Source organism: Roseixanthobacter psychrophilus, from assembly GCF_043195195.1.
Classification (GTDB): Bacteria; Pseudomonadota; Alphaproteobacteria; order Rhizobiales; family Xanthobacteraceae; genus NCEH01.
The window spans coordinates 304,751-325,605 of the sequence record NZ_JBAFWT010000001.1 but is presented as its reverse complement, the minus strand read 5'-3'; the positions used below and the strand labels follow the sequence as shown (position 1 = coordinate 325,605).

Below are 20,855 nucleotides of genomic sequence, written 5' to 3'. Positions count from 1 at the left end.
CGCACCCGGCCTCCACACCTCGGCCTCTACGCTGAGGCCCCTACGCTGAGGCCCCCTGCGCTTAGGCCCCTGCGCGGAGGGCATCACCAAAGAAAAAGCCCCCGCAGGGCAGGGGCTTTTTTCAGGACAGGCTTTTTTCAGGACACCTGTACAAGGTGATCGCGGCGAACAGGCTCGGGCGAGGAGACCCAGGCCCGAGACCCGGGCCCAGAGACCTCTAGGCCTTGCCGACGGCCTTGCGGCGCAGACGAACGACCACGTCCACCCGGGCCACCTCGAAGCCTTCAGGGGGCTCCGGCAGGCGGTCGACGCCCACATGGGCTTCGGGAATGTCCACCAGCTCGTTATGGCCTTCCACATAGAAGTGGTAATGGTCCGACGAATTGGTGTCGAAATAGGTTTTGGATCCGTCCACCGCCACTTCGCGCAGCAGGTCCACCTCGGTGAACTGGTGCAGGGTGTTGTAGACGGTGGCGAGCGAAACCGGGAAGCGGGCGCGGATCGCCTCTTCGTGCAGCATTTCGGCCGTCACGTGCCGGTCGCCCTTGGCGAATAGCAGCCAGCCGAGGGCCAGGCGCTGGCGCGTCGGCCGCAGGCCCACTTCGCGCAGCATTTCGCGCACGTCATGGAACGGACACCCGGTACGACGCGTGGATGAAACATCCCGAAGCTGCGCCACCGGCAGTACAGCGTCACCTTCGTCCGCCGCAACGCGCGTGGCGGCAGCGGGACTTGTGAGGCTGAGTCTGAAACGGGACATGTCGGACATCGGCGTTCTGCACTTTTCTAGACATACAGGGCTGGACGGCGGCGGTAGAAAGCTCCGGTACGGCGCTGATCATTCTCAATAGCCGATCAGGACGCGAATTGCCACTATTATAGATTGTAGCTGGACTAATGTAAGTCAACGGCACCAATGCCTTGCTTGTGACTTGCGGTCTCGGGGCGAGGAGATGCATGGGTGCGGCGCGCCGGACTCCCACAGTCGGCGCAGCATGGGGATGACGAAGCTTGATCGATCTGCGCGCGCCCATGACGGCCTGCCTTGCAGTTGCCGCCGGATCTGCAGCGGCCCTCGCCGCGGCCTGGTATTTTCAACTGGTCGTTGGGCTTGCGCCCTGTCCGCTGTGCCTCGACCAGCGCCTGCCCTATTATGCGGCGGTGCCGATCGGGCTCGTGTGCGCCTATGCCGCGCACCGGGGTTGGGCCGGAATTGCGCGGGCGGGTCTGGCGATCCTGGCGCTGCTGATGCTGGTGGATGCGGGGATCGCGATCTTCCACGCCGGGGTGGAGTGGCGCTTCTGGCAGGGGCCGACGACCTGCACCGGCACGCCAGTCGTGGTCAGCGACATTTTGTCCGCCCTCAAGACCTCCCACGTGCCGCGCTGCGATGAAGCGGCTTGGCGGTTGATGGGCATTTCCATGGCCGGCTGGAACGCGCTGATCGCGCTCGGCCTCGCCGGCGTGGCGCTGCTCGGCCTGCGGGGCCGGGGCGTTGCTGAAAATCAGGGTTCCAGTTCGGTATCCCAATAGAGATAGTCGAGCCAGCTCTGGTGCAGATAATTCGGCGGGAAGTGGCGACCGTTCTGGTGCAGGTCGTGCACGGTGGGCTGGTAAGGCACCTGATTGGGCCACATGCCCGAATGCGCCGGCATGTCGCTGCCCTTGCGCAGATTACACGGCGAGCAGGCCGCCACCACATTGTCCCACGTCGTCTGTCCGCCGCGTGAGCGCGGAATGAGATGATCGAAGGTGAGATCCTCGCGCGAGCCGCAATATTGGCAGGTGAAGCGGTCGCGCAGGAAGACGTTGAATCGGGTGAAGGCAGGATGCCGGGCGGGCTTTACGAAGGTCCGCAACGACAGAACGCTGGGCAAGCGAATCTCTATGCCCGGGCTTCGGACAGCCTTGTCGTAATATTCGACGATGTTCACACGGTCGAGGAACACCGCCTTGATGGCGTCCTGCCAGCACCACACAGACAGGGGATAGTAGCTCAGCGGACGATAGTCCGCATTGAGCACCAGTGCCGGCCAAGCCCCAGATGGTAACGCAGCGGTCAAGGATCGAACTCCTCGCCCTCCAGGACACCGAATCAAACCAAGCCTGTCCGGTGCGCCGCGATACTCTATATTCTCCGTGTCATTCTTGTGAAGCCTGGGGCGCGGTTTCCCTCATGCGGCCGCGAGCCGCTGCGCCAGGAACAGGCCGCCATGGGCGAGCCCTGCATCATCGATGCCGTGGGCAAGGCCTTGGCTGAGATGCCATTCCACGGGAATGTCGGCGCCGGCCAGGGCATAAGCCGACTGGAACAGCGCCTGCGCGGGAATGAGCTGATCGTCGGTGCCGTGCACCAGCAGGATCGGCGGCGCGCCGGTTCCTTCAACGGGCGTGGGGCCGGGCACATAGAGGCCGGAATAGCCGACCACAGCCGCCGGCGGCTGCGCCATGCCCAGCGCCACCGCCAAAGCCATCATGCAGCCCTGGCTGAAGCCCACCAGCGCTAGCCGGCTCGCCGGCAGGCGGGCGTTCTGCAATTCGCCCTGGATGAACCGGGCAAGGCCCGGCGCCGCGTGCGCCACGCCGCGCACCATGTCGTGCGGGTCCATGTCGCCGAGCGCAAACCATTGCCGCCCCATGGGCGCGCCCTCGCACGGCTCCGGGGCGTGGGGCGAGACGAAGGCGGTGGTGGGCAGCAGATCCGCCCAGGCGCCGCCGAGATCGATCAGGTCCCGCCCGTCGGCGCCGTAGCCGTGCAGCAGAATGACCAGCGAATCAGGCGCACCGCCCGAGCGCGGCGGCAGGCGGGGGCTGTCCAGGACTGACATGACGGGGGCAAGCCTCAGGTGGGAAGAGCGGCGCGGGCGCGCTTTGCGCCATAATAGGCCCAGAGCAGTTGCGCCGCCACGCCGCGATACGGTCGCCAATCCTCCGCGATCGCCCACAGCCCCAGCGCCGAGGCGCGGCCAGGCAGGTCGAATGCCTCCCCTGCCGCGACCTGCAGGGCAAGATCGCCATGGGCAAAGGCATCGCCCCGCCCGAGGCAGAACAGGAGATAGATGTCGGCGGTCCAGAGCCCGATGCCGGGGAGTTTGGTGAGATAGGCTGCGGCGGCATCCGCCTCCATATCGGCGAGCGCGCCGAGATCCACCGCGCCGGCAATAAGATCGCGGGCGATTCCCGTAAGGGTGCGGATCTTCGGCGCCGAGAGCCCGGCGGCGCGCAAATCCTCAGGCGTTGCCAGAAGCATCTTCTCCGGCGTGGCCGGCCCGCCGAACAGGGTGTCCAGGCGGGCGGAGATGGACCGTGCGGCGGCAACCGAAAGCTGTTGCGCCACGACGATGGCGACCAGGCCGGCGAAGCCCGGCGTGCGGCGCCGCAGCGTCGGACGGCCGGAAAACGCCACCAGCGCCACAAGGCGCGGGTCCAGTTCCAGCAGCCGATCGAGCGCGCGGTCGAAATCCGCCTGGGTGTCGAGGCGGGGCTCGGCATCGGGCGCGACGCGGCGTGCGGGGATGTGGTTTGGTCCGGTCATGGCGCGAGGCTTTCTAGAGCAAGGCTTGCTAGGGCGAGGCTTCCTTGGGCGATCCGGGTCTGGCCGTCGGCAGGGGATGAAATCATCTGACACCGGCTTTTGCCAGAGCAGGCCGGGAGCGCGGAGCGGCAAACCGGTTCCCAGCGGGCGCGCCGCGTTCTAGATGCTGGGACATGCGCTTCACCTGCCGTTTCGCCCCGAGCCCCAATGGCGCCCTTCATCTCGGCCACGCCCTCTCCGCGTTCATCAATCATGATGCGGCGGCAGCGGCGGGCGGCACGTTCCTGTTGCGCATCGAAGACATCGACGCCACCCGATCCCGCCCCGCTTTCGAACAGGCGATCCGCGAGGATCTGGATTGGCTCGGCATTCTTCCCGCAGCGCCGCCCCGCCGCCAATCCGAGCATTTCGCGCTTTATGCCGAGGCGCTGGCCCGGCTGGAACGCGCGGGCCTGCTCTATCCCGCGTTCGAGAGCCGGGCGGAGATCGCCCGGGCGGTGGCGCTGAAGGATCGTGAGGGTCCCTGGCCGCGCGATCCCGACGGCGCGCCGCTCTCTCCGTTCGCCCGCAGCGCCTTGCCGGATCGCGAGCGGGCGCGGTTGCGCGCGGCCGGCGCGCCGTTCTTGCTGCGGCTGGACATGGCGGCCGCCCTCGCGCGCATCGGCGTGCCGCTTGACTGGCGGGAGGCGCAGGGAACGCCGCTCGGCCCGCGCGCGATCCAGCCGGCGGAGCCGGCCGCCTGGGGCGATGTGGTGATCGCGCGCAAGGATGTTCCGGCGAGCTATCATCTCGCCGTGGTGATGGACGATGCGATCCAGGAGATCAGCCATGTGATCCGGGGCCGGGATCTGTTCGCGGCGACCGCCGTGCACCGCGTGTTGCAGCAGCTTCTCGGCCTTCCCGCGCCGGTCTATCACCATCACCGCCTGGTGCTGGGGGCCGACGGGCGCAAGCTTTCGAAAAGCGAGGGCGCCGCAAGCCTTGCAGCGCTGCGGCAGGCCGGCGCGGGGCCGGATGAGATCCGCCGGCAGCTTGGCCTCCCGCCTCAGCCGACGCCGAGGATGTAGAGCCACAAGGCGATGGTGAACAGGCCGAGCACGGTGGAGAGCGAAACCGCGCTCGAACTGGTGCGCACCCCGACCCCGTAGCGCTGTGCCAGCAGATAGGCATTGATGCCGCACGGCATGGCCGCGAACAGCACCGCCACGCCCGCCCACACCGGCGGCATGGGCAGCACCAGGGTGAGGAGATAGACCAGCAACGGATGCACCATCAGCTTCATGAAGGAGATGAAGCTGCTCGGCCCGATGTCGCCGGAAACGCCGTAGCGGTTCAGCGCGAGGCCGAGCGAGACCAAGGCGCACGGCGAGGCGGAGGCGGCCATGAGATCGAGAATCTGCTTGATGACGCCGCTGGTCTGAATGCCGAATAGGCGGCCGAGGCCGCCGGCATAGATGCCGATCAGGATCGGATTGAAGGCGAGCGTGCGCACGAGGCGCTTGCCGGTCGCCCACGACAGGCCCGAGCCGCCCTCCACCAGCACGGTCGCCGCCACCAGCATGATGGGCAGATGGATGGCGATCAGCAGGAACAGCGGCACCGCGCCTTCCTCGCCGTAGGCTTTCAGGATCAGCGGCACGCCGAGGAACACGGTGTTCGCCTGACCCGCTGAAAAGCCGTGGATCACCGCTTCGGTATGGCTGCGGTGGAACACATAGCGCGCCACCGCCATGGCGATGCCGAACACGACGAAGGCGCCGGTGAAATAAGCGATCCAATAGCCCCAGGGCTGAGCGTCCGGCATCTTGGATTCGCTCAGGGTCTTGAAGATCAGGATCGGCACCGCGAGGCCGAAGACATATTCGGCCAAGCCATCCGAGGCCTTGTCGGAGATCAGGCGCGTGCGCGCCGCGACGAACCCCATGGCCACGATGCCGAACACCGGCAGGATGACGATGGCGATATCGGCGATGATGCTCCCCATGGCCCGCCCGTCAGGCCGCGACGACGCGGGCGGCGCGGCGGCGCGCGAGGGGGATGACGGGTTCGCACAGCACGTCGCGCACGCTCACCATCGCCCGCATTCGCGCCGCGAGGCGCTCGGCCAGGGCTTCGGAGGCGCTGAACAGCAGTTCCACGCTGAGGCAATCCTCCTGGCGCGCCACATCCAGATGATGGGGCAACACATCATGGATCACGAAGGGTTCGAGGAGACGCAGGAGCACGTTGGACTCAGGTTCGGCCTCGAGCACGAGGCGATAACAGGCGTCGCCGGACGGCGCGCAGCTGGGAAAGGTCATGGAAGTCAGGTCCGAAGAAGGAAAGAAACAGGATGTGCGCTATCGTGCCCGGCCGACGAGATCGACCGGGCGGAGAATTCGCAGCATCGCCGCACCGGCAAGCCGGTTCCTGTTCTCCGAAAAAGACATGGCGTCAAATTAGGCGGGGCGGCGCGAAGCGTCAACGGCACGCAAACGCATGCCGAGGGCGGCTGCCATGCACACGGAGCTTTGACACGGCGTAACTTGGCGGCCAGCCTTCCGCGCGATAGGATTGGGTGTTCGGGTCGCCATGCCCGCACGCGAGGCGGTAGCACAGCATGACCGGATATGCCGAAAGGGCTGGGGGAGCGCGCATGGACGGGACGCCGGCAGCGGCGCACGTCCAGGGTCACGCGCGGCTGGTCCTGGCGGCGATCGGCCTCGGCATCGCGGTGCTGTTCGCCGGGGCGGGCCTGCTGTGGTTCGTCCATGGTCCCGCCACGTTCCTGGACATGCTCGCGGGCGGCTTCGCCACATGCTTCTGAGCCATGCGCGGCGGGGCCTGAGCGGCATCCGGCCCCTGCGCCCATCGGTCGGATGGACGGTTCCGGCCGCCGCACTTAATCAGCACAATCCTGGCGCCCCGCTCGCCAGCGCGCCCGGATGCCGGGCATTGCGTTCCACCCGCCCGCTATTTCCTGGTCGCGCGGTCGGGACCTGAAACGAGGTATCCATGTCACCCCGGACCAAGATCTTCGTCCTGTTCGCCAGCTTCGTGGCGGGCGCCGCGATCCTGGTCGCGGTCGCCACCGCTCTCTTGCCCGGCCGGCCGCAATCTCCCGTCGCATCGCTTGCCACCATCGGCGGTCCGTTCCAACTGGTGGACCAGACCGGCGCGCCGGTGACGCAAGATGCGCTGAAGGGCAGGCCCTCGCTGATCTTCTTCGGCTTTACCCATTGCCCGGACGTGTGCCCCACCGCCTTGTTCGAGATGTCCGAGATCTTCGGCGCGCTCGGCCCGGATGCCGGCAAGCTGCAGGCCTTCTTCGTCACCGTGGACCCGGAGCGGGACACGCCGGACGTGATGAAATCCTACCTGTCCAGCTTCTCCCCCGAGCTGAAGGGCCTGACCGGCACGCCGGAACAGGTGGACGCGGTGAAGCGCGCCTATCGGGTCTATTCCAAGAAAGTGCCGCTGGAAGGCGGCGACTACACCATGGATCACACCGCGGTGATCTATCTCATGGATAAGACCGGCACGTTCCTGGCGCCGTTCAACATCAAGCGGCCGCCGGCCGAGGCCGCCGCGGATCTGCGGCGCTACCTCTGACCGGCGCCGCGGTCGCGTCCCGCGGCCGCCGGGGCGAGGCAATTCCGTGCTCGGTCTTGTTCCATTGGTGCGGGGCACGGATCAGTTCGACCAGCGCCAGCATGGTCGCGAGCGAAAGCAGCAGCCAATAGAACGGCAGGAGCAGGAGCACCCAGGTGCTCGGCAGCAGGCCGCGCCGTCCCGCGCCGTAGAGCTGCAGCAGCACCGCTCCGCCGTAGCCGACGAAAAGGTTGGTATAGGTGAGCGAGGAGATCCCGAGTTCCAGGACGCTCCCGGTGGTCCCGCCCATGGCGCCGCGCGCGATGTCCGAGCACAGGAGCGCGAGGCACAGGGGGTGCAGCAGGGCCGCCACGAACGGGAACGCCACCAGCAGCGCCGCACCGAGCGCCGGGCCGGGGCCGAGTTCACGCACCAGACGGCGGGGATTGCGGCCGTGCACCAGCAGGGTCTGGGCCCAGCCCTTCATCCACCTCGTGCGCTGGCGCAGCCAGGCGCGCACGTGCACGGGGGCCTCCTCATGGGTGGTGGAGGCGATCACCTCGGTGCGCCAGCCCTTGCGCGCCAGCCGCAGGCCGAGATCGGCATCCTCCGTCACATTGTAGGGGTCCCAGTTTCCGACCGCCTCCAGCACGCTGCGGCGGAAATGGTTGGAGGTGCCGCCGAGCGGCACGGGCAGGCCCAATGCGGCGGCGGCGGGCAGGACGACATCGAATTGCGCGGCATATTCCAGCGCGAAATGGCGGCTGATCCAGCTATCGCCGCCATTGTCGATGGCGAGGCGCGCCTGCACGCACCCGAGGCGCGGGCCGCCGCTCTGGAACGCCGCGAGGGCGGCGCGCAACTGGCCCGGTTCGGGAATGTCCTCGGCGTCATAGACCACCAGGAACTGGCCACGGGCAAACGGCAGCGCGGCGTTCAGCGCCTTGGGCTTGGTGCGCGGACCGATGGCGGGCACCGCGATGATCTCGAAGCGCGCCGGCAGGTCCAGCCGTTGCAGGGCCGCGCGCGTCTCCTCGTCGTCCTCCTCGACCACCAGCTTGATGTCCAGCTTCTCGCGGGGATAGTCGAGGGCGTTCAAGGCGGCGATCAGCCGGGGCAGGATCGCGGCCTCGCGATACAGCGGCACCATCACCGTATAGAGCGGCAGATGGCGGTCGCCGAGCCGGCAGGCGAGGTCGTGGCCGGGCGTGACGAAGCAGCCGGCGAGGCGCAGGGCCATCGCGCCGAGGAACATCACGGACAGCACCGCCTGCAGGATCAGCACGGTCGGCTGTGGCGCGGCGAAAAGGCCGGTGGCGATCAGCGCGGCCAGCAGCAGCAGCGGGCCGGCCACCATGTGCGGCGGCGATATCAGCCCGGCCGAAAATTCCGGCAGGCAGCGCCGCAGGTCGAATGCGGCGCTGCGGGTCAGCGCGCGCCCGCAACGGCGGGCGATAAAGCCGCGCAGACGCTCCGGCGCGACGATGGTCACGCGATCGGCGAGGCTCGGGTCCTTCGCCGCCGCGCGGGCGAGCCGGCGCGCGCCGTGTCCGCGCGGGGACAGGATGAAGCTGGCGCCGAAGGCGGGATTTTCCTCCGCCAGCATGCCGGTGCGCAGGACATCCGGCGCATGCCCCGGATCGAGCGGGACTCGCGCGTCGAGGGATGCGGGAGCAAAGCCCAGGTGATCCGCCAGGGCGGCGCTGGCGGCGTCCGGTTCGATCAGCCCGGCGGCGATCAGCACTTCGTCGCCGCCGACCCCGAGATGCCGCGCCCGCGCCAGTGCAAGCGCGAGGATGTCGTCGCAGACATATCCGCGCAAGGCCGCAAGCTCGGCCGGCAGGCGTGGAACCGGCGCGGAAGTTTCCGGCGCGGAATTCTCCCGCGCAGTTTCGTGGCTCGACGCCGACGGCCCTCCACGGTTTCCGCCGCCCCCTTGCGCCGGCGGCCGTCCCGGCGCAAATCCCTGCTGTGCGTGAGCCTCATGTGCGCGGGCGTCATGGAAATGAGCCGCACGCGTGTGGGCCTTGCGACTTCGCGCTCCCTCGCCCAAATTGACCCCCCGCAGCCCCCTGCGACTGGCAGAACGGTACGATGAAACAGAAGCAAGGGCCAGCCTCTGCAACCTGCGATATTTTGGGCGTGCTGTTGCTTTTTGCAGCGCTCCTATGGGGCCCAGGACCGGCGCAGGCTCAAAACGCTCCGCCCGGCGTGCGCGCCTCGGCGCTCGTGCCCAGCTTCTGGAATCCGCAGCGGCGTGTGGAACGCCCCGACGCCACACGCTTGCCGGGCAGTATCCGCTTCCTCACCACAAACGATTATCCCCCGTTCAATTTTCTCTCGTCCGACGGGGTGCTGATGGGGTTCCACATCGATCTCGCGCGCGCCATCTGCGCCGAGCTCGCGATTCCCTGCACCATCCAGGCGGTACCGTTCGAGACGCTGCTCGACAGCCTTGAGCAGAACAAGGCCGACGCGGTGATTGCCGGGCTGGCCGCCAATGCCGCCAGCCGCCAGCGCGCCGACTTCACCGAACGCTACCTCGGCACGCCGGCCCGGTTCGTCTCCCGCAAGGGACAGGGCCTCAGCGCCGCGACGCCGGAGCAGGTCGCCGACAAAAGCATCGCCGTGGTTGCCGGCACGGCGCACGAAGCCTATCTGCGCGCCTTCTTCAACGAAGCCGCGATCCGTCCCTATCCGGATGCGCAGCAGGCGCGCGAGGCGTTGCGGACCGGAAAGGTGGACCTGTTGTTCGGCGATGCGATCGGCCTTGCCCTGTGGCTGAACGGCTCCTCCTCGCAGGGATGCTGCGCCTTCACCGGCGGCCCCTTCACCGAAAGCCGCTATTTCGGCGACGGATTGGCAGTGGCAGTGAAATCCGGCAACGATCAGGTGCGCCGCGCCATCGACTATGCGCTCCAGCGCTTGTGGGAGAAGGGCACTTATACCGATCTGTATCTGCGGTGGTTTCCGGTCGGGATCTATTGAAGGCCAAACGCGTTCGGCCCCTCGCTCCGGTCGGGAGCCCGGGCGACGCCCTGGGTGGGTGACGTTGCGTGCGGCGCCATGATGACGCGAGCGTGTCTGGCCTCCGGGGCAAAACGGGCCTCAAATGAGCAGGGCTGTTTTATGGGTCATGGAGACCTTCATGTTTCGCCTCGGCCTCGCGCCCGCCCTCACCCTTACCCTCGTTCTTCTCGCAGGTCCCGCCTTCGCCCAGCAGCCGCCGCTGTCGGTGGTGCGCGGAACGATCCTCGCCGTGGAAGGGCAAGACCTCACGCTGGACACGCACGACGGGGCGACCAAGGTCTCCCTCACCGACAAAACCGTTATGACCGGCGTCAACAAGATCACCCTCGCCGACATCAAGCCTGACGCCTATGTGGGCGTGGTCTCGGTGCCGTCCCGCGACGGCACGGATCATGCGGTCTCGATCCATGTCTTCCCGCCCGAGCAACGCGGCGTGGGCGAGGGCTCGCGGCCCTGGGACCGGCCCGGCAGCACCATGACCAATGCCGCGATCGCGCAGGAGGTGACCGCCAAGGATGGCGAGACGCTCACCCTCAAATACGGAGCCGGCGAGAAAAAGGTCCTGGTGACGCCGGAAACCTCGCTGGTTCGCTTCGAGCCCGGCGCGAGCGCCGCCGAACTGAAGCCGGGCGTGAGGGTGCTGGCCTTCACCAACACGCCCGCCGAGGGCGAGCGGCACGTGCGCCGGCTGCTGGTGGTGCGCGGGGATTTCATTCCGGCGCTTTGAGCCTGGATCTCTGACGGGCGCTTCTGAGGGAAGTCTGGACCATAAGGGCCGCCGATGCGCGAACATCGGCGCTTCCCTCCGGCGGCATCGCGCACTAGTGTCCGCGCCTTCCCGAACCATGCGCCCACCGGAGACACCGCATGACCTTGGCGCCCGCCCCGAGCGATGCCCTCGCCACCGAGCTGCATGCCTTCGCCGAGAGCGCGACCGCTTGGCCGTTCGAGGAGGCGCGCAAGATCGTCGCGCGACTGAAGCGCAAGCCCAAGGACGAAGTGCTGTTCGAGACCGGCTACGGCCCCTCGGGCCTGCCGCATATCGGCACCTTCGGCGAGGTGGCGCGCACCACCATGGTGCGCCATGCCTTCCGCGTGCTGACCGAGGACAAGATCAAAACCCGCCTGCTGTGCTTCTCCGACGACATGGACGGCATGCGCAAGATCCCGGAAAACGTGCCGGACCGCGCCGCGCTGGAGCCTTTTCTCCAGATGCCGCTCACCTCCGTGCCCAATCCGTTCGGCGGGGATTATCCAAGCTTCGGCGACCACAACAACGCCATGCTGCGGCGTTTCCTCGACACCTTCGGCTTCGATTACGAATTCGCCAGCGCGACCGACTATTACAAGTCCGGCAAGCTCGATGCCGTACTGCTGCGCGCGGCGGAAAAGTACGAAGCCATCATGGCGGTGATGCTGCCGACCCTGGGCGAGGAGCGCCAGGCCACCTACAGCCCGTTCCTGCCCATCTCCCCCACCAGCGGGCGGGTGCTCTACGTTCCGCTCACGGCGGTGGACGCCAAGGCGGGCACCATCACCTTTACCGACGACGATGGGGTGGAGAAGACCGTCCCCGTGACCGGCGGCCATGTGAAGCTGCAGTGGAAGCCGGATTTCGGCGCCCGCTGGGCCGCGCTCGGCGTCGATTTCGAGATGTTCGGCAAGGACCATCAGACCAACGCGCCGGTCTATGACAAGATCTGCGAAATCCTCGGCGGCACCGCGCCCGAGCATTATGTCTATGAGCTGTTCCTGGATGAGAACGGCCAGAAGATCTCCAAGTCCAAAGGCAACGGCCTCACCATCGATGACTGGCTGACCTACGCCAGCCCGGAAAGCCTCGCCCTCTACATGTTCCAGTCGCCGCGCTCGGCCAAGAAGCTGCATTTCGACGTGATTCCGAAGGCGGTGGACGAGTATTTCGGCTTCCTCGCCCGCTATGCGTCCCAGGACTGGAAGAACCGGCTGGGCAATCCGGTGTGGCACATCCATTCCGGCAATCCGCCGGCCTTGGACATGCCGGTGTCCTTCACCATGTTGCTCAACCTCGCCTCGGCCTCCAACACCGAGGATGAGAGCGTATTGTGGGGGTTCCTGAACCGCCATGTGGCGGGCGTGTCGGCGCAGAGCCATCCCAAGCTCGCCGAGCTGGTGGGCTATGCGGTGAAGTATTTCCATAGCTTCGTGAAGCCGAACAAGGTGTATCGCGCCCCCGACGCGGTGGAGCGCGAAGCGCTGGAGGCGCTGGACACGGCGCTGGCCGCCTTGCCGGCCGAGGCGACCGCCGACGAGATCCAGACCGCCCTCTATGACGTGGCGCGCCCCATTCCGCGCTATCAGGACCTCAAGGCCAAGGGCGCGACGCCGGAACGGCCGGGCGTGTCTGTGCAATGGTTCAACACGCTCTATCAGGTGCTGCTCGGTCTGGAGCGCGGCCCGCGCTTCGGCTCGTTCGTTGAGATCTACGGCATCGGCGAAACCCGCGCGCTGATCGCAAAGGCGCTGGCCGGCGAGATGACGGCAGCGGTATAGCGTTACTTGGACGGGCGGAGCCTTTCATACTGCGGCCCCGCCGCGATAGGGAAGCTGCGATAGGAAAGAGGCATGACGGGCGTCGAATTGGTTTCCGTTCATGTGCCGAAATGCGCAGGCACGTCCCTACGTTTGGCCCTCGAGCGTGCCTACGGCGGCACGGCGGTGTTTTGGGATTATGCTGACGGCGTCGGAAATCCCACCTCTGCCATGAATATCGACCCCGAGGGCTTCTTCGCCCGCTGGCAGGCGGCCGATTGGTCGACCTTCCCGTATCGAGCCATCCATGGCCATTTCCACCCCAATAAATACCGCACCTTGCCCGCCAAGGTGCGTGCGACGTTCCTGCGTCATCCCCTGACGCGCCTCGTATCTCATTATTATTTCTGGCAGCGACGCTGGGAGCATGGATCTCACCCGGTGCGTGATTACGTGAACGAACGGAATCTCTCTTTGGAGGCTTTCGCGCATTTGCCGATCATTCGCTATTTTTACACGCGCCTTTATTTCCGCGATGTGGACATGGCCTCTTTCGATTTTATTGGATTTTGCGAGACGGCGACCGAGGACTTCGCCCGCCTCGAAAGCGCGCTCGGCATGACCTTGGATCTGGGTCGTGAAAACATGAACACGACGCCGGAATATGCGGGCGCCCTCGAAGAGGTTCACTGCGACCCGGCACAGACTGAGCGCTTGCGCGCCCTGCTGAGCGACGACATCGCCTTCTACGAGGCGCTGCGTGAACGCGCCGCAGGCTGAGCCGGTGGGGAGTTCTTCACCTCTTGCCTTAGATCGGCGTACAATAAATTTAATAACCTGTTTTATCTGTATTTAAGGAGATCCAAATGTCGCTGCGTTTAGGGGACGTGGTTCCCGACTTCACCGCCCAGACCACCGAAGGTCCGGTCAGCTTCCATGAATGGCTCGGGGATTCCTGGGGCATCCTCTTTTCTCACCCCAAGAATTTCACCCCCGTCTGCACCACCGAGCTGGGCCAGGTGGCGCATCTGAAGGGCGAGTTCGACAAGCGCAACGTGAAGGTCATCGGCCTGTCCGTGGACACGCTGGAGAACCATCCCCAATGGGTTGGCGACATCGCCGACGCCACCGGCGCGCAGCTCAATTTCCCGCTGATCGCCGACAGCGATAAGACCGTGTCCGGCCTCTATGACCTGATCCATCCCAATGCCAGCGACACCGCCACCGTGCGGGCGGTCTTCATCATCGGGCCGGACAAGAAGCTGAAGCTGTCCCTGACCTATCCCGCCAGCACTGGCCGCAACTTCCAGGAAATCCTGCGGGTGGTGGATTCGCTTCAGCTCACCTCCCAGCATTCCGTCGCCACGCCGGCGGATTGGAAGCAGGGCGAAGACGTCATCATCGTGCCCTCGGTTTCCGATGCGGCGGCGAAGGAGAAATTCCCGGAGGGGTGGAAGACCGTGAAGCCCTATCTGCGCGTGGTCCGCCAGCCGGGTACCTGAGAGGGCAGGAAGAGGCGCGGCGGGAAGCGGTTCGCGCCCATGGAGCGGGCGTGCTAAATGGGCGCCTGACCGATCCGGGAGGGCGCCATGACCGAGGGAAACAACCAGCTCACCCGCTTTTTCGGCGGCTCTCCCGCCTTGGTGCTGGTGCGGCTGATCGTGCTTTCGGTGGTGGTCGGCGTGATTCTCGCCGCCCTCGGGCTCGACCCGCGCAACCTGTTCTCCAGCCTTCGGGCCCTGGTCGAAAACCTGTTCACCTTCGGGTTCGACGCGGTGGAGCGGCTGTGGCGCTATTTCCTGCTGGGCGCCCTCATCGTTTTTCCCCTGTGGCTGATCCTGCGGCTGGCGCGTGGCGGGCGCTGAACGGCGTGGCCCTCCGGCGACAGACGCAGAGCCGCTCATGACGTCCAGCCCCCCGGCGCAGCACCTGCCCGAGCCCCCCGCCGCGCCCGAACCCGCCGCGCCGCGCTCGGTCGAGGTGTCGCATCGCCGTGTGCTCGCCATCGCCTTGCCCATGACGGTGGCCCATCTCACCACGCCGCTGCTGGGTGTGGTGGATACGGCGGTGGTCGGCCGCCTCGGCGATCCCGCGCTGATGGGCGGGGTGGCGCTCGGCGCGGTGATCTTCGATTTTCTGTTCTGGGGCTTCGGGTTCTTGCGCATGGGCACGGTCGGCCTCGCCGCCCAGGCGCTGGGGCAGGGCGATGCGCAGGAGACCCGCGCGGTGGCGGCCCGGGCGCTGCTGCTGGCGCTCGCCTGCGGGCTCGCTTTGGTGGTGCTGCAATGGCCCATCGGCCTCGGCGCGCGGGCTCTGGCGGGGGCAAGCCCGGCGGTGGACGCGGCGGTCGGCGCCTATTTCCACATCCGCATCTGGGCCGCGCCGTTCAGCCTCGCCAATTATGCGGTGGTGGGCTGGCTCACCGGCATCGGCCGCACCGGCCATGCGCTGGCGATCCAGGTGGGGATCAGCCTCGTGAACATGGCCGCGACCGTCGCCCTGGTGCTGGGGCTCGGCTGGGGGGTCGCCGGCTCGGCGGCGGGAACGCTGCTGGCGGAAGCGCTCGGCGCGGGCGTCGGCGTGCTGGTGTGCGCGCGCCTGCTCAAATTCCGCCTCGCGGTGCCGCGGGCGGTGCTGTTCGATCGCTCCCGGCTCATGGCGACCTTCGTGCTCAACCGCGACATCATGATCCGCACCGCCGCTTTGCTGGTGGGGTTCAGCTTTTTCGCCGCCCAGGGGGCACGGGCGGGGGATGTGGTGCTGGCCGCGAACGCCTTGCTCAACAACATGATTCTGCTCGCCGCCTATTTTCTCGACGGGTTCGCGACCGCAGCCGAGCAGATCTGCGGCCAGGCGGTCGGCGCGCGCAACCGGGCGGCGTTCGGCCGGGCGATGCGGCTGGTCCTGCTGTGGGGCTTCGGCTTCGCCCTGTGCGCCTGCGCGCTCTATCTGGCGGCCGGGCCGGCGATCGTCGATCTCATGACCACCAGCGACGCGGTCCGCACGGCGGCACGGGACTTCCTGATCTTCGCGGCCGTGCTGCCGGTCGTGGGGGCAGCCGCCTACGCGTTCGACGGAATCTACATCGGCGCCCTATGGTCGCGCGACATGCGCAACCTCATGCTGCTCTCGCTCGCCCTCTATCTCGGGTCCTTCGCGGTGCTGCGGCCGCTTGGAAACGAAGGCCTGTGGCTCGCCTTCCTGGTGTTCCTCGGGGCGCGCGGCGCCCTGCAGGCATTGCGGCTGCCGGCGCTGATGAACCGCACCTTCCCGAGAACCGCCAACGGCCGATGAGCGTGACCCATCGGCCGTCGGTCGCGCCCGTCCGGCCCTGGCCAAAGACCAAGGCCGCCGGACTCAAAAGCCCTTCAGCACCGTGTGGCGATGCTCCATCTGCGGGGGCGTGGCGAAATAGGGGCCGACCAGGGCGCGCCATTCCTTGAAGGCGGGCGATTCGCGGAAATGGATCATGTGGTCGTCCACGGTGTCCCATTCCACCACCAGGGTGTAGTGGGTCGGCGTCTCCACCGAGCGGTCGAGCCGCAGGGCGCGGCAGCCGCGGGCGTTCTGGAACAGGGGCGCGGCCTTCTGCACGCCGGCTTCGAAGTCGGCCTCCTGGCCGGGCGTCACGTCGATGAGAACGAATTCGTAGACCATCTTATCCTCCCAAAGGCTGGGGACGGTATCAGGCGACAAGGCAGGCACAACTGCCCTGGAGGGAAAAAATGCCCTCCGCCCCCCGCAGGGCGGGCGCGGCCTTCGGCCGGCTTGCCAATCTCGCCGCGGGATGGCTAGAGCAGAAGCTTGCGCATTCAGGCGTCTGGAGTTTCGCGATGGCCCACTGGCTCTACAAATCCGAGCCGTTCAAATGGTCGTGGGAGATGCAGGTGAAAGCCGGCGCCAAGGGCACCCATTGGGATGGCGTGCGCAACCATTCGGCCAAGCTGAACCTGCTGGCCATGAAGCTCGGCGACCAGGGATTCTTCTACCATTCCAACGAGGGCAAGGAGATCGTCGGCATCGTCGAGGTGATCCGCGAGGCCTATCCCGACCCGTCCGATCCGAGCGGCAAGTTCGTGATGGTGGATCTGAAGGCGGTGAAGCCGCTGAAGGCGCCGGTTACGCTCGCCGCCCTCAAGGGCGACCCGCGCTTTGCCGAGATGGCGCTGATCAAATTCTCCCGCCTGTCGGTCCAGCCGGTCACCGATGCCGAATGGGACATGGTGCTGGCGCTCGCGCAGGGCTGAGAGCACGGCGCGGGCACCGAGAATCGATCGGTTTTCCTTGTGGCGGGTGTCGCTTGCGGCCAAGGTCGCGACGTGAGCGATCCGATTTCCCTTCCCGATCCCGCCGCCCTCGATCCCGCACGATTCGTGCGGGCGGAGACGCGGCTGCGCCCGGTGCCGCTGGTGCCGGAACTCTCCCTCCATGTGGCGGACGAGGCGGTGCCCCTGTGGCAGCGCACCGAGGAGGAACTCGGCGCCATGGGCCTGCCGCCGCCATTCTGGGCCTTCGCCTGGGCGGGCGGTCAGGCGCTGGCGCGGCATGTGCTCGATCATCCCGAACTGGTGAAGGGCCGGCGGGTGTTGGATTTCGCCTCCGGCTCGGGCCTTGTCGGCATTGCGGCCGCGCGGGCGGGGGCGGCCCATGTCTCTTGCGCCGATATCGACGCCTATGCGCTCGCCGCCATTGGCCTGAATGCGCAGGCCAATGGGGTTTGCGTCGCGATCCTCGGCACCGACCAGATCGGCACCGATGGGGGATGGGATACGGTGCTCGCCGGGGACATCTGCTATGAGCGCGACCTTGCCGGGCGGGTGTTCGCCTGGCTTGTCACGCTGTCCCGGCGCGGCGCGCTGGTGCTGATCGGCGATCCCGGTCGCTCCTATCTGCCCAAGGCGGAGCTGGAGCAGGTGGCGGCCTATTCGGTCCCGGTGACGCGGGACCTGGAGGATACCGACATCAAGCACACCTGCGTGTGGCGGCCGCGCTGAAGGGAAACCTCGCGAAGGAACGCCGCCGAGGGGAACCCCGCGCCCTCCCCACCGTTGGCCCTGGAGCCCTCAAGAGGAGACGCACCATGGACAGCCACGAAATCTGGGAAGAGATGGCCGGCCGCCATTCCTGCATGCTGATCGACCGCGACGGCCCGCGCCTGCGCGCCCGGCCCATGGCCCCGGTGGCGCGGGAAGACGACCATGCCATCTGGTTCGTCACCGACGCGCGCGCCTCCAAGGATGATGAGATTTCTCGCGATCCCCAGGTGTGCGTCGCCTTCGCCGACACGTCAGATCGCTTCTATCTCTCGGTTTCCGGCGCGGCGGAAGTGGTGCGCGATCCGGCCAAGCTGAAAGAGATCTGGTCCAATGCCATGGAAGCCTATTTCCCCGGCGGGCCGGACGATCCCAATGCCATCCTGCTGCGGGTGTTGCCGGAGCAGGCGGAATATTGGCAAGGGGAGTCCACGCTCATGACTGGCGTGAAGATGGCCACCGCCATCATCAAGGAAAAGCGCGCCGATCTCGGCGAGAACGCCAAGGTGCGGCTGTAGGGCTCACGGGCGAACCCACACCGCCCGTACGCCGCCGATGGCGAACATCAGCCAGCCGGCGATCATCAAGGTGCCGCCCGTCGGGGCGGTGCCCCATAGCAATTTGACATCCATCAAGGCCCGCAGCGTCAGATCGCCGGAAAATAGCAGCGTGCCAAGGCCGATGGCCGAGGCGCCAACGAGAATAGACGTCCGGGCCCGCACCAGATGAACGCTCACGCCGACCGCCCCGACCAGGGTGAGCGCGCCGAGCAGGAAGAACTGGGCCGCGGTGGCGAGCGAGGCACCGCCCGCGAGATGCGCGGCAACGGCCGAGGCTCCCACGCCGGCCGCGCCATAAAGACCGGCGACAAAGAGTAGGGAGCGAAGCCAAAGGGTCATCGGTGCCATCCTACGATCACAGGACCGCCTTCTGGCGGGTCTTGCATTATAGCGTGCGGCGCTGGCGCGGAGCAGCGCGCGCGGCGCCGCAGGGACGCATCCGCACGCGCTTTTGCATTGCCATCTGGAACCTCGAAGCGCGTTCATATGCGCTTCGCACCGCCATCTAGAACCAAAGTCTTCTTGGTCCAAAGTCTGCCCCGCCCAAGCCTTGTGGAGCGCCGAGCCGCTCACCATAATCGCGCCAAGCAAATACGATCGGGCGCAGCGCGGACCTCAAGTGACGCGCGAAACGCCAACGCACGAAGGGGAGGTCTCAATGTCCGACACGGTCTATCAGGTCCCGGCTGAATGGCAGGGGCGAGCCTTCGTGGACGCTGCCGAATACGCAGCGATGTACAAGGCCTCGGTTTCCGATCCCGAAGCCTTCTGGGGCGAGCACGGCAAGCGCATCGATTGGTTCGAGCCCTTCACCAAGGTGAAGAACACGTCGTTCACGCCCGGCGAAGTGTCCATCAAATGGTTCGAGGACGGCATCACCAACGTCTCCTACAATTGCGTGGACCGGCATTTGGCGGACCGCGCGGACCAGGTGGCGATCATCTGGGAAGGGGACGATCCCTCCGAATCCCGCAACGTCACCTATCGCGAGCTGTCCGAGCAGGTGAACCGCTTCGCCAACGTCCTGCGCAACCGCGACGTGAAGAAGGGTGACCGCGTCACCATCTACATGCCCATGATCCCCGAGGCCGCCTATGCCATGCTGGCCTGTGCGCGGCTCGGCGCGATCCATTCGGTGGTGTTCGGCGGCTTCTCCCCCGACAGCCTCGCGGGCCGTATCTCGGACTGTGAATCGCGCTGCGTCATCACCGCCGACGAGGGCCTGCGCGGCGGCCGTAAGGTGCCGCTGAAGGCCAATGTGGATGCCGCCATCGCCCGCGTCGAAGGCGGCGTGGACCATGTGATCGTGGTCAAGCGCACCGGCGGCAAGGTGGACATGGAGCCGGGCCGCGACGTCTGGTACCACGAGGCCGCCGACATGGTGACCGACGACTGCCCGGTGGAGCATGTGAACGCGGAAGACCCGCTGTTCATCCTCTACACCTCGGGATCGACCGGGAAGCCCAAGGGTGTGCTGCACACCACCGGCGGCTATCTCGTCTATGCCTCCATGACCCACCAATATGTCTTCGATTATCACGAGGGCGACGTCTATTGGTGCACCGCCGACGTCGGCTGGGTGACCGGCCATTCCTATATCGTCTATGGCCCGCTCGCGAACGGCGCGACCACCTTGATGTTCGAGGGCGTGCCCAATTATCCCAGCAACTCCCGCTTCTGGGAGGTCATCGACAAGCACAAGGTCAATATCTTCTACACCGCCCCCACCGCCATCCGCGCGCTGATGCAATCGGGCGAGGAGCCGGTGAAGAAGACGTCGCGCGCCTCGCTGCGCCTGCTCGGCTCGGTGGGTGAGCCGATCAATCCGGAAGCCTGGGAATGGTATCACCGCGTGGTGGGCGAGGGCCGCTGCCCGATCGTCGATACCTGGTGGCAGACCGAGACCGGCGGCATCCTCATCACCCCGCTGCCCGGCGCCACGGCGTTGAAGCCCGGCTCGGCCACCAACCCCTTCTTCGGCGTCCAGCCCCAGGTGGTGGATGCGGAGGGCAAGGTGCAGGAGGGGGCCTGCGAGGGCAATCTGGTGATCGCCGATAGCTGGCCGGGCCAGATGCGCACGGTCTATGGCGACCATGAGCGCTTCGAGCAGACCTATTTCTCCACCTATCCCGGCAAGTATTTCACCGGCGACGGCTGCCGGCGCGATGCCGATGGCTATTATTGGATCACCGGCCGCGTGGACGACGTGATCAACGTGTCCGGCCACCGCATGGGCACGGCGGAAGTGGAAAGCGCCCTGGTCGCCCATCCCAAGGTGTCCGAGGCTGCGGTCGTGGGCTTCCCGCACGACATCAAGGGCCAGGGCATCTATGCCTATGTCACCTTGATGGACGGCGAGGCGCCGAGCGAGGAATTGCGCAAGGAATTGGTGAATTGGGTGCGCCACGAGATCGGCCCGATCGCCTCGCCGGACCTGATCCAGTTCGCCCCCGGCCTGCCGAAGACCCGCTCCGGCAAGATCATGCGCCGCATCCTGCGCAAGATCGCCGAAGACCAGTTCGAGAGCCTGGGCGACACCTCGACCCTCGCCGATCCGGGCGTGGTGGAGGATCTGGTCCACAACCGCCAGAACAAGCGCACCGCCGCTTGAGGGCA

General features: G+C 66.8%; 24 protein-coding genes. 15 read left to right on the top strand and 9 right to left on the bottom strand.

Annotated features, from left to right (window positions below):
* Positions 1-217 precede the first annotated feature (217 nt).
* On the bottom strand, positions 218-760 hold the full coding sequence (irrA, locus tag V5F77_RS01480) for an iron response transcriptional regulator IrrA (protein WP_429003531.1): 543 nt from the start codon (positions 758-760) through the stop codon (positions 218-220).
* 251 nt (positions 761-1,011) lie between these two features.
* Between irrA and V5F77_RS01475 the strand changes: the two genes are divergently transcribed.
* Positions 1,012-1,533, top strand: coding sequence for a disulfide bond formation protein B (locus V5F77_RS01475; protein WP_429003530.1), 522 nt, complete (start codon positions 1,012-1,014; stop codon positions 1,531-1,533).
* Here the strand turns inward: V5F77_RS01475 and V5F77_RS01470 are convergent.
* The 3 genes from V5F77_RS01470 to V5F77_RS01460 form a co-directional block, all read right to left on the bottom strand.
* Positions 1,506-2,063: an HNH endonuclease gene (locus V5F77_RS01470; RefSeq protein WP_429003529.1), complete on the bottom strand. Its 558-nt coding sequence runs from the start codon at positions 2,061-2,063 to the stop codon at positions 1,506-1,508. The two genes, V5F77_RS01475 and V5F77_RS01470, sit on opposite strands and share 28 nt — an antisense overlap.
* A 111-nt stretch (positions 2,064-2,174) precedes the next feature.
* On the bottom strand, positions 2,175-2,828 hold the full coding sequence (locus V5F77_RS01465; RefSeq protein ID WP_429003528.1) for an alpha/beta hydrolase: 654 nt from the start codon (positions 2,826-2,828) through the stop codon (positions 2,175-2,177).
* Between the two features lie 14 nt (positions 2,829-2,842).
* Entirely contained in the window at positions 2,843-3,535 is a 693-nt protein-coding gene (locus tag V5F77_RS01460) for a DNA-3-methyladenine glycosylase family protein (protein WP_429003527.1), read from the bottom strand.
* Positions 3,536-3,708: 173 nt separating this feature from the next.
* Here V5F77_RS01460 and gluQRS point away from each other — a divergent pair, with 173 nt between their 5' ends.
* Entirely contained in the window at positions 3,709-4,602 is an 894-nt protein-coding gene (gluQRS, locus tag V5F77_RS01455) for a tRNA glutamyl-Q(34) synthetase GluQRS (protein WP_429003526.1), read from the top strand.
* Here the strand turns inward: gluQRS and V5F77_RS01450 are convergent.
* A complete protein-coding gene (locus tag V5F77_RS01450; RefSeq protein ID WP_429003525.1) occupies positions 4,581-5,519 on the bottom strand; it encodes an AEC family transporter in 939 nt (312 codons plus the stop codon). The two genes, gluQRS and V5F77_RS01450, sit on opposite strands and share 22 nt — an antisense overlap.
* 10 nt (positions 5,520-5,529) lie before the next feature.
* The gene (locus tag V5F77_RS01445) at positions 5,530-5,835 is read right to left on the bottom strand and encodes a hypothetical protein (RefSeq protein WP_429003524.1); all 306 of its coding nucleotides are present in this window, start codon (positions 5,833-5,835) and stop codon (positions 5,530-5,532) included.
* 335 nt (positions 5,836-6,170) lie between these two features.
* On the opposite strand from V5F77_RS01445, the gene V5F77_RS01440 reads away from it, so the two are divergent.
* Both V5F77_RS01440 and V5F77_RS01435 read left to right on the top strand, forming a co-directional pair.
* Positions 6,171-6,341, top strand: coding sequence for a hypothetical protein (locus V5F77_RS01440; RefSeq protein ID WP_429003523.1), 171 nt, complete (start codon positions 6,171-6,173; stop codon positions 6,339-6,341).
* Between the two features lie 188 nt (positions 6,342-6,529).
* Entirely contained in the window at positions 6,530-7,126 is a 597-nt protein-coding gene (locus V5F77_RS01435) for an SCO family protein (RefSeq protein ID WP_429003522.1), read from the top strand.
* On the opposite strand, the gene V5F77_RS01430 is transcribed toward V5F77_RS01435, so the two are convergent.
* A complete protein-coding gene (locus tag V5F77_RS01430; protein ID WP_429003521.1) occupies positions 7,077-8,927 on the bottom strand; it encodes a glycosyltransferase in 1,851 nt (616 codons plus the stop codon). The genes V5F77_RS01435 and V5F77_RS01430 overlap by 50 nt on opposite strands.
* 272 nt (positions 8,928-9,199) lie before the next feature.
* On the opposite strand from V5F77_RS01430, the gene V5F77_RS01425 reads away from it, so the two are divergent.
* The 7 genes from V5F77_RS01425 (at position 9,200) to V5F77_RS01395 (ending at position 15,940) form a co-directional block, all read left to right on the top strand.
* On the top strand, positions 9,200-10,093 hold the full coding sequence (locus V5F77_RS01425) for a transporter substrate-binding domain-containing protein (protein ID WP_429003520.1): 894 nt from the start codon (positions 9,200-9,202) through the stop codon (positions 10,091-10,093).
* Positions 10,094-10,253: 160 nt separating this feature from the next.
* A complete protein-coding gene (locus V5F77_RS01420) occupies positions 10,254-10,862 on the top strand; it encodes a hypothetical protein (RefSeq protein ID WP_429003519.1) in 609 nt (202 codons plus the stop codon).
* A gap of 140 nt (positions 10,863-11,002) precedes the next feature.
* A complete protein-coding gene (locus V5F77_RS01415; RefSeq protein ID WP_429003518.1) occupies positions 11,003-12,667 on the top strand; it encodes a lysine--tRNA ligase in 1,665 nt (554 codons plus the stop codon).
* 72 nt (positions 12,668-12,739) lie between these two features.
* Positions 12,740-13,426, top strand: coding sequence for a sulfotransferase family 2 domain-containing protein (locus V5F77_RS01410; protein ID WP_429003517.1), 687 nt, complete (start codon positions 12,740-12,742; stop codon positions 13,424-13,426).
* 86 nt (positions 13,427-13,512) lie between these two features.
* Positions 13,513-14,148, top strand: a complete 636-nt coding sequence (locus tag V5F77_RS01405) for a peroxiredoxin (RefSeq protein ID WP_429003516.1) — start codon at positions 13,513-13,515, stop codon at positions 14,146-14,148.
* 87 nt (positions 14,149-14,235) lie between these two features.
* Positions 14,236-14,511 (top strand): DUF6460 domain-containing protein, encoded by a 276-nt coding sequence (locus V5F77_RS01400; protein ID WP_429003515.1) that lies wholly within the window; start codon positions 14,236-14,238, stop codon positions 14,509-14,511.
* 37 nt (positions 14,512-14,548) lie between these two features.
* Positions 14,549-15,940 carry an MATE family efflux transporter gene (locus V5F77_RS01395; protein ID WP_429003514.1) on the top strand — a complete coding sequence of 464 codons (1,392 nt, stop codon included), beginning with the start codon at positions 14,549-14,551 and terminating at the stop codon, positions 15,938-15,940.
* 63 nt (positions 15,941-16,003) lie between these two features.
* Here the strand turns inward: V5F77_RS01395 and V5F77_RS01390 are convergent, their stop codons facing one another.
* On the bottom strand, positions 16,004-16,303 hold the full coding sequence (locus V5F77_RS01390) for an antibiotic biosynthesis monooxygenase family protein (RefSeq protein WP_429003513.1): 300 nt from the start codon (positions 16,301-16,303) through the stop codon (positions 16,004-16,006).
* A 176-nt stretch (positions 16,304-16,479) separates the two neighbouring features.
* Here V5F77_RS01390 and V5F77_RS01385 point away from each other — a divergent pair, with 176 nt between their 5' ends.
* The 3 genes from V5F77_RS01385 to V5F77_RS01375 all read left to right on the top strand — a co-directional run bounded on the left by V5F77_RS01385 (position 16,480) and on the right by V5F77_RS01375 (position 18,197).
* Positions 16,480-16,893, top strand: coding sequence for an EVE domain-containing protein (locus V5F77_RS01385; RefSeq protein WP_429003681.1), 414 nt, complete (start codon positions 16,480-16,482; stop codon positions 16,891-16,893).
* Positions 16,894-16,965: 72 nt separating this feature from the next.
* Positions 16,966-17,640 (top strand): class I SAM-dependent methyltransferase, encoded by a 675-nt coding sequence (locus V5F77_RS01380; protein ID WP_429003512.1) that lies wholly within the window; start codon positions 16,966-16,968, stop codon positions 17,638-17,640.
* Between the two features lie 86 nt (positions 17,641-17,726).
* Positions 17,727-18,197, top strand: coding sequence for a pyridoxamine 5'-phosphate oxidase family protein (locus V5F77_RS01375; protein WP_429003511.1), 471 nt, complete (start codon positions 17,727-17,729; stop codon positions 18,195-18,197).
* Between the two features lie 3 nt (positions 18,198-18,200).
* Here the strand turns inward: V5F77_RS01375 and V5F77_RS01370 are convergent, their stop codons facing one another.
* Positions 18,201-18,578, bottom strand: coding sequence for a DUF423 domain-containing protein (locus V5F77_RS01370; protein ID WP_429003510.1), 378 nt, complete (start codon positions 18,576-18,578; stop codon positions 18,201-18,203).
* 319 nt (positions 18,579-18,897) lie between these two features.
* Here V5F77_RS01370 and acs point away from each other — a divergent pair, with 319 nt between their 5' ends.
* Positions 18,898-20,850 (top strand): acetate--CoA ligase, encoded by a 1,953-nt coding sequence (acs, locus tag V5F77_RS01365; RefSeq protein WP_429003509.1) that lies wholly within the window; start codon positions 18,898-18,900, stop codon positions 20,848-20,850.
* The last annotated feature ends 5 nt before the right edge of the window (positions 20,851-20,855 follow it).